A 14216-nucleotide genomic window follows, 5' to 3' on the forward strand; every position below is an offset into this window, starting at 1 on the left:
GTAACTCGGTCCCAACAGTATGCAAGCGTGCTTGCGTTAGATAAAGTGACTACTTCTAACCTATATTCGTTAGTTTCGGTAAGGATTTCCTCATGCTTGATGTCCGCCGGCTCCGTCTCCTGCGTGAACTCAGCATCCGGGGCACGCTCGCGGAGGTGGCAGAGGCACTGCAGTACAGCCCGTCGTCGGTATCCCAGCAGCTTGCCCTGCTGGAAAAGGAAGTGGGCGTCGAGCTGCTCCGCAAGACCGGGCGCCGGGTTCAGCTCACACCGCAGGCCGAAGTCCTGGTGGCGCACACTGCGAGCCTGCTGGAGACCATGGAGCAGGCTGAGGCGGACCTGGCCGCATCGTTGACAACGGTCACGGGCACCGTCCGGATCGCCGTCTTCCAGTCTGCAGCCCTTGCCCTCATGCCTGAAACGCTCACGCGCATGTCCCGCACCTATCCTGAAGTCCGCATCGAGATGATCCAGCGCGAGCCTGAGACCGCCCTGCACGAAACCTGGGCCCGCGATTTTGACCTCGTCATTGCCGAGCAGTATCCGGGCCATGCCGCCCCCCGCTATCCCGAACTGGACAGGGTCAAGCTGACCACCGACGCCATCCGGCTGGCCATTCCGCCGGCGTCCGACGGCGGCCCCGCCATCGCTTCGATCGAGGACACGGCGGAACTCGCGTGGGTGATGGAGCCGCGGGGTGCCGCATCAAGGCACTGGGCTGAGCAGGCGTGCCGGAGCGCCGGGTTCGAACCCGACGTGCGCTTTGAGACCGCCGACCTTCAGGCCCAGATCCGGCTGATCGAGTCGGGCAACGCCGTGGCGCTGATGCCGGACCTGGTGTGGACCGGCCGCGGCACCAATGCGCGGCTCCTGGACCTGCCGGGGAAGCCGCGGCGGACAGTCTTCACCTCGGTCCGCCGCTCCAGTGCCACGCGGCCGGCCATCCTGGCTGCCCGGGAAACCCTGGCGGCCACGGCAGAAGCCGTGGCGGAGAATGTCGCCGGGTGAGCAGCCGGCGTCGGACATGGCTTCCAACCTGGGTGCCTGCGCTCTTCCCCGCGCCGTGACGCGGGGCATCACCGCGCCGCTACCGCTCCCGGGCAACTGTTTCCTGCGTCACTGCGCCGCAGGGCCCCCGCCGCTAGACTGAACCCGTTATGAATCGAACAATGTTCAAGTCCAAAATCCACCGGGCCACCGTCACGCACGCTGACCTGCACTACGTAGGTTCAGTCACCGTTGACCTGGACCTGCTCGAGGCGGCCGACATCCTGCCGGGTGAGCTGGTGTCCATCGTGGACGTGACCAACGGCTCGCGCCTGGAGACGTACACGATCGCCGGCGAGCGCGGCTCCGGCGTTATCGGCATCAACGGGGCAGCGGCCCACCTGATGCAGGAAAACGACATTGTCATCCTGATTACCTACGCGCAGATGACCACCGAGGAAGCCAAGAGCTACGAGCCCAAGGTGGTCCACGTGGACGAGAACAACCGCGTGATCCAACTGGGCAACGACCCCGCCGAGGGCCTTACCCCGGGTTTGCTGCGCCCCCCTTTCGCGCTTAACAACGCCGCCCTGTAAGCGGAGCGTGAGCCCCGCTCCCCTGCCCTGCCGCGCCTGGCGGGCCGTCCCATGCTAGGCGTGCTGGCCGGCTTCTTCGTCGTGTGGTGCATCATCCTGGTGGGCTGGTTCGTGGGCCGGCAGAAAATCCTGGGTGACAACGCCCGGCAGGTGCTGAGCTCCCTCACGTTTTTCGTGGCCAGCCCGGCCCTGCTCTTTGAGACCCTCAGCAAAGCGCGCCTCGCCGAAGTCTTCGCAGCACCCCTGCTGGTGGCGGCTGTCTCAGCCGTCGCCACCGCCCTCCTCTTTTTTGTCATTGCCAAGTTCTGGCTCAGGCGTTCGCTTCCGGAATCGCTGATGTCCTCCATGGCGGCGTCGCTGGTCAACTCGGCCAACCTGGGCATTCCCATCGCGGTCTACGTCCTGGGCGATGCCAGTTACGTGGCACCGCTGCTGATCTTCCAGCTCGCCTTCTTCACGCCGCTGTTCCTGATGCTCCTGGACTCGAGCACCAGCAAACACCGCACCACGCCGCTGAACTTCGCTGTGATGATCCTGCGGAATCCCATGATCGTCGGCTCCGCGCTGGGCCTGCTGGTGGCGGGCACCGGATGGAAGGTGCCCGACCTTGTCATGGAGCCGATCCACCTGATCGGCGGCGCGGCGATCCCCGCCATGCTGATTGCGTTCGGCATGAGCCTGAACGGCACCCGCCCGCTCCAGGCCGCCGCTGCCCGACGCGTGGATACGCTGCTGGCCAGCGCGTTCAAACTCGCGGTCCAGCCGGCGCTTGCCTATCTCTTTGCCCGCTTCCTGCTGGGGCTGGACGGCCATGTCCTGTTCGCCGTCGTCGTGACCGCTGCGCTGCCAACCGCGCAGAATGTCTTTGTGGCCGCCAGCCGCTACAACACCGGCCTCACCGTTGCCAAGGACACCGTACTGATTACCACCGTGGTGGCTGTGCCGGCCATGATCGGCGTGGCACTGCTGCTGACCTGAGCCTGGAGGGCTGCATGAATACTGTTCTGGACACCGTGGTGATCGGCGGCGGAGCGATGGGCTCGGCCGCCGCGTGGGCTTTGTCGCGCCGCGGCCGGCAGGTGACGCTGGTGGAGCAGTTTGGGCCCGGGCACCGGATCGGGGCTTCGCACGGCACCACCCGCAACCTCAACCCGGGCTACCACCGGCCCGAGTACGTGGCCATGCTGGCGGAGGGGCTGGCCCTGTGGGATGAGCTGGAGCAGGAAAGCGGCGAACAGCTGCTGGCGCGCACGGGGGTGGTCAACCACGGGCCGGAGCCGCTGTTTGCCGATGTTGCCGCCGCCCTGGAGCAGGCCGGGATCCGCGCTGGATTCCTTCACCCCGCAGAGGCGGCAGAGCGCTGGCGCGGCATCCGCTTCGACCAGCAGGTGCTCCACCTGCCCGACGGCGGCCAGCTCAACCCTGACGCGGCCCTCCCTACCATGCAGCGGCTGGCCGTAGCCCGCGGCGCCGAGATGCGGCACCACACCAAAGTGGTGGACTTCCAGGTGATGGACGACGGCGTCCGGCTGGTTTTGGAGTCCGCTGCCGGCACGGAGGTGGTCACCGCTGCACAGGCTGTTGTCACGGCCGGCGGCTGGACGGAGACGCTCCTCGGCGGACTGCCTGGCAACAGCACCGGTTCAGGGCTGCGGATTCCACAGCTGCGCGTCACCCAGGAGCAGCCGGTGCACTTCAGGGTCACGGATCCGGGGGCAGAATGGCCCGGCTTCAACCACTACCCGGGGGCGGGCGCTGCGTACCGGGGCTGGTATTCCCCTGTGTACGGGATGCAGACACCGGGCGAGGGAATTAAGGCCGGCTGGCATGGAGTGGGTCCGGTTGTGGATCCGGACCGGCGGTCCTTCCTGCCGGAGCCGGTGCAGCTCGCCGCCCTGCAGGAGTACGCCCGGACCTGGCTGCCCGGGGTGGACGCTGACTCTTTCGAGGCGGTCAGCTGCACCTACACCACCACGCCGGACGAGGACTTCGTCCTGGACCGGATCGGCCCCGTGGTGATCGGTGCCGGATTCTCGGGGCACGGCTTCAAGTTCACGCCGGTCATCGGGCGGATGCTTGCGGACCTGGCCACCGGCGCCAGGCCTGCCCCGGAAATCTTCCGCGCCGGCCGCTGATTGCCTGCCGTCATGCAGGGGACAGTTAGCGGGAGCTGTCCTCGGCATCGGTAAGGACCGGTTCCCCGCCGTCCCCGCCCGCGGCGTCCGTGTTGGCCGCCCGCACGGCAGGCATCGCCAGGACCGCCGCCACCGTGAGGACCCCCGCGGCAAGGGCGGCCACGAAGACTGCGCCGGAAGCCGCCACTACTGCGGGTCCGTTGCCGCCTCCTCCGGCGGCTCCCCCATAAATGGCGTTGGCCACCGCACCGAAAACGGCCACGCCCAGTGCGCTCCCGATGGACCGGGCGAACATGTTGGTGCTGGTGACCACACCCCGCTCATTCCAGGAAACGCTGGACTGGGCGGCGATCAGCGTGGGGGTGGCAACCAGCCCCAGGCCGAGTCCGACGACGAAACAGCTGACGGCGACCAGCGTTACGCTGGGACCAGCTGAGGTAAGTGCAAGGACCGCGAGGCCGGCCACGGTGATGGAGATGCCGATGAGCGCTGTGGCCTTGAACCCGATCCGCAGGTAGAAGCGCCCGGCCTGGGAGGCGCTGATCGGCCAGCCCACGGTGAGTGCCGCCAAGGCCAGCCCGGCGACCAGCGGTGAGCTGGCCAGCGCACCCTCCAGGAACGTGGGCACATAGGACGTCAGCCCGATCAAGACGGCACCAACGCCGAAGGACACAAGGGCTGTGGTTCCGAGGAGACGGCGCGACACCACCCAGGACGGCAGCACGGGCTCCGCCGCGCGCCTTTCCACCATGAGGAACAGGACCAGCAGCACCCCGCCCACGGCAAAGATGCCAATACTGACGGGTGAATTCCAGGCCCAGCCCTGGCCGCCTTCGAGGGCGCCAAGGATCAGCAGGCCAAGCGAAGCCGCCAGGAGGGCTGCCCCGGCGTAGTCCACCCGGTGCTTGGCACGGTCCACGTTCTCGTGCAGCGTCCGGACCAGCATCCATCCCGCCAGCATGCACAGCGGGATGTTGACCAGGAAGATCCCCCGCCAGAACCCCAGTGCTGCGAAAATGCCGCCGAGGCTTGGTCCCACCACGGAGGAGACCGCCCACACGCTCGCGAGGTAGCCCTGGACCTTCGCGCGTTCCTCCAGTGAGTAGATGTCACCTGCGATGGTGATGGAGACAGGCAGTACTGCGCCGGCGCCGAGGCCCTGCAGGGCACGGAAGCCGATCAGGGCGGGCATGCTCCACGCAATGCCGCAGAGCACGGACCCGAGGAGGAACAGCCCGATACCCGCAAGGATGATGGGTTTCCGGCCCACCATGTCGGAGAGTTTGCCATAGATGGGGACGGAGACGGCCTGCGCCAGCAGATACGCCGAAAACAGCCACGGGAACGATTCGAACCCGCCGATGTCGCGGACAATCGACGGGACGGCCGTGGCCACGATGGTGGAATCGATCGCCACCAGCCCGGTGGCGAGCATCAGGGAAATAAGGATGGGGCCCCGTTCAGAACGGAAGCCCACTCCCTGGGCGCGGGCGGTTGGCATGGGCCTCGTTTCGGTTTCCGGGTGGTGTCACCTCCACTCTAGGTACCCACTAGGAATGCCGACTACCGTTTGCCCTGGTGTTCGTCCAGGATCCGGGCGCAGCGGATGAAGCCAAGGTGGGAGTAAGCCTGCGGGTGGTTCCCCAGGTGGGTTTCCGTGCCGGGGTCGTACTCCTCCGGCAGCAGCCCGGTGGGCCCGAAGAGGTTCACCAGCTGGTCGAAGAGGTCCCAGGCCTCCTCGATCCGGCCCGTGGCAACGTACGCTTCGATCAGCCAGGTGGTGCAGATGTGGAAGCCACCCTCCAGCCCCGGCAGGCCGTCGTCGTACCGGTACCTAAACACGGTGGGACCCACCCGGAGTTCCCGCTCCACGGCGGTGACGGTATCCAGGAACCGCTGGTCCGTGACGTCCAGCAGCCCGGAAAGCCCGATGTGCAGGACGGCGGCGTCCAGGTCCGGGCTGTCATAGGCCACCGTGTAGGACTTTGCGGACTCGTCCCAGCCTTCCCGCAGGACTTCGTCCCTGATGGTGGCGGCCACCGGCGCCCAGGCTGCCCCGGGAGTCCGGCCGTGGCGGGACGCCGTGCGGAGTGCCCGGTCAAGGGTGACCCAGCACATCACTTTCGTGTAGATGTGGTGCCGCGGTGCCCGCCGGGCCTCCCAGATGCCATGGTCGGGTTCGTGCCAGCGGGCCAGGACGGCTGACGCCATCTGGATCATCAGTTCCCAATGGTCCTCGGCCAGCGCCCCTTCCCGTTCGCTCAGGCTGTGGATCAGCTCGGCAATGGGACCAAAGACGTCCAGCTGGACCTGGTGGTCAGCGGCGTTTCCGATCCTCACCGGGCGGGAGCCGGCATACCCGGGCAGGCTGTCGATGACGGCTTCAGTGGAGAGCGGCGCACCCGTCACCGAATACAGGGGATGCAGCCATTCGGGGCCGGGGGCATGTTCGAGGATCCGTCCCAGCCATGCCAGGAAGCCGGTTGCCTCGCCGGTGGAGCCCAGGTCCACCAGCGCATTGACGGTCATGGAGCCGTCCCGCAGCCAGCAATAGCGGTAATCCCAGTTCCTCGTCCCGCCGATCCCTTCGGGCAGGGAGGTGGTGGGCGCCGCCAGGACCGCGCCGGTGGGCTCGTGCACCAGGGCGCGCAGCACCAGGGCAGACCGCCGGACCAGGGAGGGCTTAACGCCCGGCAGCGCGAGGCCCTGCACCCATTGCCGCGAGTGCAGCGCCACCGCGGAGCGCCTCTCCGCCTCATTTTCGGGAACCGCGGGCCGGTGTTCCGTGTCGCCGCAGCGCAGGTTGAGCACCACCGGGCCGTCCTGCAGGTTGACGGCGGCAGTGGCCGTGGCATGGCGCCCGTCCGAGGTGATGCTGAAGGTGACGCCGGGCGCGAGCAGGATGAAGGGCTCCGAGGTTCCCATGACGTGCAGTTCATCGCCGCGGGCCTCCATGCTGAACGGGGCGTTGGCGTAGTCCGGCCGCGGGGCGAAGGTGATCCTGGCCGCCCCGTTGCCGGAGAGCACCCGGACCAGGCTGGTGATGCCGTCCGGGGCGGGCTCCAGGTAGTCCGTTACCGTCACGTCCGCCCACCGGGTTTCAACGATCATGGTGCTGTCCACGTAACGCTGCCCCAGCACCTGCGAGGCCTTGACCGGCTCCACCGAGAAGTGGCCCGCGGCGTCACCGCCCAGGATGTGCGCAAACAGCGAGCCGGAGTCCGGCAGCGGGTGGCTCATCCAGCAGATCTTCGCGTCCGGCGTCACGAGGGCAGTGGAGGTTCCATTGCCGATCAGGCTGTGCCGTTCCAGGCCCACGGCGTCCTCGCCGAACAGCCAGGCACGGCGCAGCTCGAACAGGATTGCCAGCACCCGGGCGAACGATTCCGGGTCGCGGAGCCGGTAGGAGGCAGAGCTCTCCCCCGGGCCCACCCGCAGCCCCATGTCCGGGCCGCGCAACGTGGCCATGGCGAGTTCATCGCTGTCAGCGTCGCCCGCATACATGGCCGCACTGGCTCCCAGCCGGGACCGCAGGCTTTCCAGGGCCTCCGCCTTTGACGGTTCCACGACGGACAGGTCCAGCACGGAGCCGTCCACAATGAAGTGCAGTCCGTGGGTGCGCGCCACATCCCTTGCGGTGTCCGTCACCGCCGCCACGATGTCCGGCGCCGCGGGCCGGGTGTGTACCGAAACGGCTACGGGTTTGCGTTCTATCCAGATGCCCTTCTGGAACCCGACGGCCTCGTTGAGCGCGGCATGGACTTTTTGCAGGACGGACTCGGTGGCAAGGGTCTGCTGGTGCGCGAACCCCATGTCGAACTCGGCGCCGTGCGAGCCCACCAGGTGCACCTCCGCCGGCAGGCGCGATACTGCGGCAAGGTCACGCAGGGAACGGCCGGAGATGACAGCCGCGTGGGTATTGGGCAGCGCCGCCAGGGCACGCAGCGCGATGGCGGCGCTGCCCAGCGGGAGCGTCTCCGTGGAAATCCCCTCGGCGTCGCACAGGGTTCCGCCGTAATTGCAGGCCACCAGCAGCCCCGGCACCCGGGCCAGCACCTTCAGTTCCGCAAGGAGCGCAGGCGTGAGCCCTTCGTCGGCGGCGTCGGACTGGACGAATGCCCGGAGCATGCCCAGGGGAAGGGACCTGGTGAGCAGTGCGGAATCCGCGACGCTTTGGTTCAACGGCGTTGGCATCCATGTACCCCTTTGAGGCAGGACCGGGCCGGGACTACAGCCGCTGGATCTCCTGCGGGCTACCGGATGGTGCCCCTCCCCGGGGTTCACAGAACTCCGGAGGGGGCACTCCCATGGTGAGCCTCCGGAGTTTCCCCCGAAAGTCCCCTGTATTGCGTATGTGTAAAAGTCCGGCAGCACGGTTTCGGCTGTGTCAGGGCCCGTGGCACGCACGGCAGCGTTTTGGACCACGACGGCGGCGCCCGCCTCATGAAACCGGGGAACCCGCCGTCGTGCTTTCCCAAAAGGGTGCCAGGCGTGACGCCCGGACCCCGGCGCCTAGACCCGCGCGAGCCCCGCGGCTTCAGCCAGGAGCTCCACGGAGCGCAGCCGGGCGTCCGTGCCGGTGCTCTGGTGCGCCACAATCAGTTCGTCGGCATCGGCGTGCCGGCCGAAACTGTCCAGGTAATCCATCACCACGTCAGGCGTGCCCACCGCGGAGTAGGTCATCATCTGCGAGACGTGCTGGCCCTGCGGCGAATCGAGGATCATGTCCGCCTCGTCGTCGGTGAACTCGCGGCCGCCGCCGAAGAACAGCGACACCCGCGCACGCTTGGTGGCCTGCATCATGGCTTGCGCTTCGGAGGCCGAATCCGCTGCAATGACGTTCACGCCGGCAATGACGTGCGGGGCATCCAGCTGCGCCGAGGGCTTGAACTCCCGGCGGTAGAGGGCCACGGCGTCCTGCAGGGCGTTGGGGGCGAAATGGGAGGCAAACGCGTACGGCAGCCCCAGCTGGGCGGCCAGGCGTGCGCCGAACAGGGACGAGCCCAGGATGTAGAGCGGTACGTTCGTGCCCTTGCCCGGGGTGGCTTCCACGCCTTGGATGCGGGTGGGCCCGGTGAGGTAGCCCTGCAGTTCCAGGACATCCTGCGGGAAACTGTCCGCGGACATCGGGTCCCGCCGCAAGGCACGCATGGTGTTCTGGTCACTGCCAGGCGCGCGGCCCAGGCCAAGATCGATGCGGCCCGGATGCAGGGTTTCCAGGGTGCCGAACTGCTCGGCGATGGTCAGCGGTGAGTGGTTGGGCAGCATCACGCCGCCGGCGCCGAGCCGGATGCTTTCGGTATGGGCGGCGACATGGGCGATGAGCACACTGGTGGCCGAGGAGGCGATGGAGGACATGTTGTGGTGCTCGGCGTACCAGACGCGGCGGTACCCCAGCTTTTCCGCGCTCTGTGCCATGGCCACGCTGCCCGCGAAGCTCTCCGCCGCCGTCTGGCCCTTGCCGATGGTTGCCAGGTCAAGGATGGAGAGGGGGAGAGTCACGTCGGGTGCCGGCCTTTCAAAGCTGTTCATGGGATTCCGGCCCGCCGGATCACGGCAGGCACTTGAGGCATAACGACGGCGGGGCCCGGCTTATTTCAGGGCGTCCAGGAATACTCAGCAAGCTTATGATGTTGCCGCCCCTATGAGCCTAAATACGTCGAAGCAGTTGGAACTGTCCGCAACGATTGAGCTGAAGGACCTGGGAACCGTGCACCGGCTTGGCTTTGGTGCCATGCGCATCGTGGGTGACGGTGTGTGGGGCGAGCCTGCTGACCGGCACGCCGCGGTCCAGGTGGTGCGACGCGCCGTCGAACTCGGGGTGGACTTCATCGACACGGCGGACTCCTACGGCCCCAACATCAGCGAGGAAATCCTGGCCGAGGCCCTGCACCCGTACAAGGACGGGCTGAAGATCGCCACGAAGGTGGGCTTCACCCGCACCGGGCCCAACCAGTGGATTCCCGTGGGCCGCCCCGAGTACCTGCGCCAGCAGACCGAGCTGAGCCTGCGCAAGCTCAAGGTGGACACCCTGGACCTGCTGCAGCTCCACCGGATTGACCCCAAGGTGGACGCCGAGGAACAGTTCGGCGTGCTGCGCGAGCTCCAGGACGAGGGCAAGGTCAAGGCCCTGGGGCTCTCGCAGGTCAGTGTGGAAGAGCTGGAGGCCGCCGGAAAGCACTTCACCGTGTCCACGGTCCAGAACCGGTACAACCTGACGGACCGCAGCTCCGAGGACGTCCTGCGCTACTCCGAGGAAAACGGCATCGGATTCATTCCGTGGGCCCCCATTTCTGCCGGCGAACTTGCCCGGCCGGGCGGGCCGCTGGACGAAGCCGCCAAGCGGCTTGGCGCCACCACCTCCCAAGTGGCGCTGGCGTGGCTGCTGCGCCGGTCCCCCGTGATGATGCCCATCCCCGGCACCGGTTCAGTGCATCACCTGGAAGAAAACCTGGCCGCGGCCGGCGTCAGCCTGGACGAGGAGACCTACGCTGAACTTGAAGCCGCGGCCGGATAACCGGCCCCTTAAGAAGCAGCCTGGAAGACAGTCAACAACGACAGGAGCAACACCCATGGCAAACATTCTGATGGTTGTATCAGCAGCCGATTCCCTCACCATGAAGGACGGCAGCGAACACCCCACCGGCTTCTGGGCCGAGGAGCTGGTGGTGGCGCACCAGACCCTGCTCGGCGCTGGCCACACCGTCCACCTCGCCACCCCCGGCGGGGCGAAACCCACAGTGGACCAGGTCAGCCTGGCGGCGGAATCCGCGGGCGGCGAGGACCGCGCGAAAGGCTTCCAGGACTACCTGGCGTCCATCGACGGCGAGCTCTCCAACCCGCTGGTGCTTGCCGACGTCGACCCTTCCGCCTATGACGCCGTGGTGATGCCCGGCGGACATGGACCCATGGCCGACCTGTACAAGGACGCCGACCTGGGCCGGCTGCTGACGGCGGCGGACAAAGCGGGCAAGGTCATTGCCCCCTTCTGCCATGGTCCCGCCGGGCTGCTCAGCGCAACGGACGACGATGGCTCGTTCGTTTTCGCCGGACGCCGCCTCACCGTGTTCACCAACGAGGAAGAGCTGGGCGGCGGCACGGGCGAGAACACCCCGTGGCTGGTGGAGGACGCGCTGAAGGAGAAGGGCGCTGTGATCGAGAACGGGGCTGCCTGGACCTCCAATGTGGTCCGGGACGGCAACCTCATCACCGGCCAGAACCCGCAGTCCAGCGAGGACGTGGCCAAGGAAGTCATCAAGGCACTGGGCTGATTCTGGCCACACGCTGCTGACACGCAGAGGGGCCAGGTCATGATGACCTGGCCCCTCCGCTGTGCCATCAGATGGCGCAGCCTCCGAGCGCGATCGTTCCGTCGATAGCCCTTATCTGGACCTGAATCTCGCCCACGCTGGTTATCAAAGCCGTGACCGTCGACTTCTGCGCAGTGATCGCGTCCTTGTTCTGCTTCTTTTGGGCCTCCAGCGTACGCAGCGTGGCCTGGGCGTCGGTGACCTGCTTGTCCAGGGTGGTCAGCTGCAACTGCAGCGACGTCAGGTTTGCCTCGACGGCGCTGATCTCGCCGTTCAGCTTGCTAAGCTGATCCGCCAGTGGCGCCACCCGCTCCTGCAGGGAAACGATTTCAGCCTCCTTGGCCGTGATCCTGGCGTTCGCGGCGGTGACTTGCGCGGCCAGGCTCTCAGCCAGTGTGTTCAGCGAAGCAACCTCGGCTTCCTTTGCCGCGGCGGCCTTGTCCGCGTCATCCAGGGCTGCCTGGAGCACGGAAAGTTCGTCCTGCAGCGCCCGGATCTCGGACTCCTTGCCGTCAACTGCAGTGTCCGCCGCCGCAAGGTCGACCTGGGCCTGGGTCAACTCCAAGTTCCGGGTGGCCAGGACCGCTTCCTGGTCGGCGATAGCCTGCTGGGCGTTCTGCGCGTCGGACTCCAGCCCCTGGAGGGCGGCCTCAAGGTTTGCCACGATTTCCTCTTGGGCCGCGACCGCAGCTGCTGCGTCCGCGGCCGCCTGCTCAGCCACGGCACGCTGTTCCTCCAACGCTGACAGCTCTGTCTGCTTGGCACTCAGCGCCGATTCCGCCTCGTTGAGCGCGTCCTCAAGGCCGGGAACCTGGGCCTCAAGGTCGGCAATGTCAGATTCTTTTGCGGTGACCCCGGCATTGGCTGCCGTCAATGCCGCCTGGAGCGGCGCAGCGTTCTGCTGCAGCGTGCTGCTTTCCTGCTGCTTGGCCAGCAGTTGGGTGTTCAACGTGTTGACCTGGGTGTTGAGCGCCGCCAAGTCACCGTGCAGGCCCGAGATGTGGGCTGCTTTGTCGGTGATCTGCTGGTCCACCAACGCCAGCTCGGCCTGCTTGCTTTGGCGCAGGTCAAGCAAAGTCTTCTTCTCGTCCGTGTTACCCCGGATAGCACTGATTTGCTTCGTTAATTCTTTAATTTCAGCGTCAAGCGCGGTTGCTTGGCCCTCGAGCGCCTCGAGCTCCGCCTGGGCTTTGCTGATCTCTGCCTGCTTGGCCGTGATGGCCGCGCCGGTAGCCGAAATCTCACCCTCCAGGGCGCTGATTTCAGCGGCGACCGCAGCGATCATCTCGTCGTTTGCCGTCACTGCCGCGGCCGCTTCTGCCGCCTCGGGCTGGAGTGTGGCCAGCTCGGCCTGTGCCGCTGCAATCGCGGCATTCGCGGCATCGAGTGCTGCTTTCGCATCTGCGGCAGCGGACTCCAGCGCTGCCAACTCGCCCTCGGCAGTGGCGATCTCGGCTGCCTTGTCAGTAACAGCAGCGTCCGCTTCCTTGACCTGGGTTTCCAGACCTGCAAGCGCCTCCTGGGCGGCACTCACCAGGTCCTTCTGCGCCTTGAACTCCTCATCTGCGGCGGTACCGGCGGCCACCATCGAGGCGAGTTGAGTCTCAGCTTCAGCCACAGCCGCCTCCGCTGCGGTGACGGCATCAGCAGCCTGCCCTGCCTGGGTAGCCAGTTCTGCCAGTTCACCTTGCGCCTGCCCGGTCTGCGCTTCCTTGCCGGCCACGGCGTCGGCTGCGTCAGCCGCTGTCTGCTGCAGCGTTTCAAGTTCACCTTGGGCCACGGCAATGGCTGCATTGTTTGCATCCTGGTCTGCTGCCAACAATGCAGCCTCGCCCTTCAACACCTCCGACGCTGCCAGGGCTGCTGCAAGGTCTTCCTCAAGTGGTGCCAGCCTGCTGGCAACGTCCGCATACTGGCCCTGCAGCACGGCGAGCGCCTCCTCCCCACCGGCAATGGCGGAGTTTGTTTCGGCCACTTTCAATTCCAGTGCTGCAAGAGCGGACTCCGCATCGGCGAATTCCTTGTCCAGTTGCTGCCCTTGTGCATCAAGGTCCGCCAGCGTTTTGTCTATGGCCTCGATTTCCGTTGCCAGAACCGCCTCCTGGCTCTGGAGCTTTTCCTTCTCCCCCTGCAACGCGGCGATGGCATCAGCATTCCTCTTGGACGCTGCCTTCAGCAGGTTCTCCTGGACGCCGCCCCGGTGCGCCTGCTGGTTCACCACGCCGTTGCAGATTGAGGAATTGGACGTTGTTCCTGCTGCGGCAGCAGGCTGGATCAGCACAAGGCTGCTGGTAAGCAGGCCCGGCAGGACGACGGCGGCCGCGAGCCGGCGCGAAAGGACAGACTTGGACGGGGAAGTGCGCATGAAAGCTCCTGTTGAGACCATCGGGCGGCCCACTCTGGCCGCTGCCTGGACTAACCGTAGGTGGCAACGGAGCGGAGCACACGCGTACTCCCCCACCCGACTTTCGGCGTGAGTACTCGTTTTCCCATGCCAGCCGAAACCGGCACTACTTGGTGTACCTGGCCAGGCGGATCCCCTGCATAAAGTGCGCTCACGGCCGGTTTGGCAATAGTCTGGCCAGATGGGGACCAGTGCCGTGAACTCCGGCGAACAGATTGACCGGCAGTCGCGCATTCTCGAGGCGGCGCTCGACCTGCTGTCGCGGCACGGCATCTCGGGCGTCAGCATGCGGGCCGTGGCCCGTGAAGCCGGCGTCGCACTGGGCCTCGTCAACTACTACTACGACGACAAGATGAGCCTGATCCGGGCCGCCCTGCGCAGCGTGGATGAACATGACCTGGCCCTGGTGGCGCCTGACCCGTCGTCGGCCCCGGATGAACAGCTCCGCAAAGCCCTGCGGCGGGTTGCCGGCCCAGACCTGCTGACCACCCGGTACCTGTCCCTGCGCCTTCACCTTTGGGCCCTTGCGCAGGCCCACGAGGATTTTGCCCACATCAATGCCGCAGCCTTCGACCGGTACCTCGATGGGCTCGCAGCACTGGTCTCCAACGCCAACCCAGCGCTGCCTCCGGAAGAATGCAAGGAACGTGCGGCCGACATCGTCGTTGTACAGAACGGCATGTGGCTGACGGCGCTCCTGGGGGTGGACAACGCAGCGATCCAAAGGGGGATCGCCCGCACCGAGCAGATTGCGTTTGCCCCGCCGCGGAACACGTAGCTCCCCG

General features: G+C 66.7%; 11 protein-coding genes. 7 read left to right on the forward strand and 4 right to left on the reverse strand.

From position 1 onward, the window contains the following. Window positions 1-92 precede the first annotated feature (92 nt). From ABRP28_RS14150 to ABRP28_RS14165, 4 genes are all read left to right on the forward strand, one after another. Entirely contained in the window at window positions 93-1007 is a 915-nt protein-coding gene (locus ABRP28_RS14150) for a LysR substrate-binding domain-containing protein (protein WP_350005998.1), read from the forward strand. A 149-nt stretch (window positions 1008-1156) separates the two neighbouring features. After that, the gene (gene panD, locus ABRP28_RS14155; RefSeq protein WP_231455221.1) at window positions 1157-1582 is read left to right on the forward strand and encodes an aspartate 1-decarboxylase; all 426 of its coding nucleotides are present in this window, start codon (window positions 1157-1159) and stop codon (window positions 1580-1582) included. A gap of 51 nt (window positions 1583-1633) precedes the next feature. Next, window positions 1634-2560, forward strand: coding sequence for an AEC family transporter (locus tag ABRP28_RS14160; RefSeq protein WP_350006001.1), 927 nt, complete (start codon window positions 1634-1636; stop codon window positions 2558-2560). 14 nt (window positions 2561-2574) lie between these two features. Then, window positions 2575-3717, forward strand: a complete 1143-nt coding sequence (locus tag ABRP28_RS14165) for an FAD-dependent oxidoreductase (RefSeq protein ID WP_350006003.1) — start codon at window positions 2575-2577, stop codon at window positions 3715-3717. A 25-nt stretch (window positions 3718-3742) separates the two neighbouring features. On the opposite strand, the gene ABRP28_RS14170 is transcribed toward ABRP28_RS14165, so the two are convergent. From ABRP28_RS14170 to ABRP28_RS14180, 3 genes are all read right to left on the reverse strand, one after another. Beyond that, window positions 3743-5218 carry an MFS transporter gene (locus tag ABRP28_RS14170; RefSeq protein WP_350006005.1) on the reverse strand — a complete coding sequence of 492 codons (1476 nt, stop codon included), beginning with the start codon at window positions 5216-5218 and terminating at the stop codon, window positions 3743-3745. 62 nt (window positions 5219-5280) lie between these two features. Then, complete coding sequence (locus ABRP28_RS14175; protein WP_350006007.1) at window positions 5281-7911, reverse strand: trehalase-like domain-containing protein; 2631 nt, start codon at window positions 7909-7911, stop codon at window positions 5281-5283. Window positions 7912-8229: 318 nt separating this feature from the next. After that, window positions 8230-9219, reverse strand: coding sequence for an LLM class flavin-dependent oxidoreductase (locus ABRP28_RS14180; RefSeq protein WP_066279953.1), 990 nt, complete (start codon window positions 9217-9219; stop codon window positions 8230-8232). Window positions 9220-9361: 142 nt separating this feature from the next. Here ABRP28_RS14180 and ABRP28_RS14185 point away from each other — a divergent pair, with 142 nt between their 5' ends. Both ABRP28_RS14185 and ABRP28_RS14190 read left to right on the forward strand, forming a co-directional pair. After that, entirely contained in the window at window positions 9362-10234 is an 873-nt protein-coding gene (locus ABRP28_RS14185; protein WP_350006009.1) for an aldo/keto reductase, read from the forward strand. Between the two features lie 55 nt (window positions 10235-10289). Next, entirely contained in the window at window positions 10290-10988 is a 699-nt protein-coding gene (locus ABRP28_RS14190) for a type 1 glutamine amidotransferase domain-containing protein (RefSeq protein ID WP_350006011.1), read from the forward strand. Between the two features lie 67 nt (window positions 10989-11055). Here ABRP28_RS14190 and ABRP28_RS14195 read toward each other — a convergent pair whose 3' ends face one another. Further along, window positions 11056-13392 carry a chromosome segregation ATPase gene (locus ABRP28_RS14195; RefSeq protein ID WP_350006013.1) on the reverse strand — a complete coding sequence of 779 codons (2337 nt, stop codon included), beginning with the start codon at window positions 13390-13392 and terminating at the stop codon, window positions 11056-11058. A gap of 220 nt (window positions 13393-13612) precedes the next feature. Here ABRP28_RS14195 and ABRP28_RS14200 point away from each other — a divergent pair, with 220 nt between their 5' ends. Then, window positions 13613-14209 (forward strand): TetR/AcrR family transcriptional regulator, encoded by a 597-nt coding sequence (locus tag ABRP28_RS14200; RefSeq protein ID WP_350006015.1) that lies wholly within the window; start codon window positions 13613-13615, stop codon window positions 14207-14209. Window positions 14210-14216 lie beyond the last annotated feature (7 nt).

The sequence above is a fragment of the Pseudarthrobacter sp. WHRI 8279 genome, from assembly GCF_040224115.2.
In the GTDB taxonomy this organism is placed as follows: domain Bacteria; phylum Actinomycetota; class Actinomycetes; order Actinomycetales; family Micrococcaceae; genus Arthrobacter.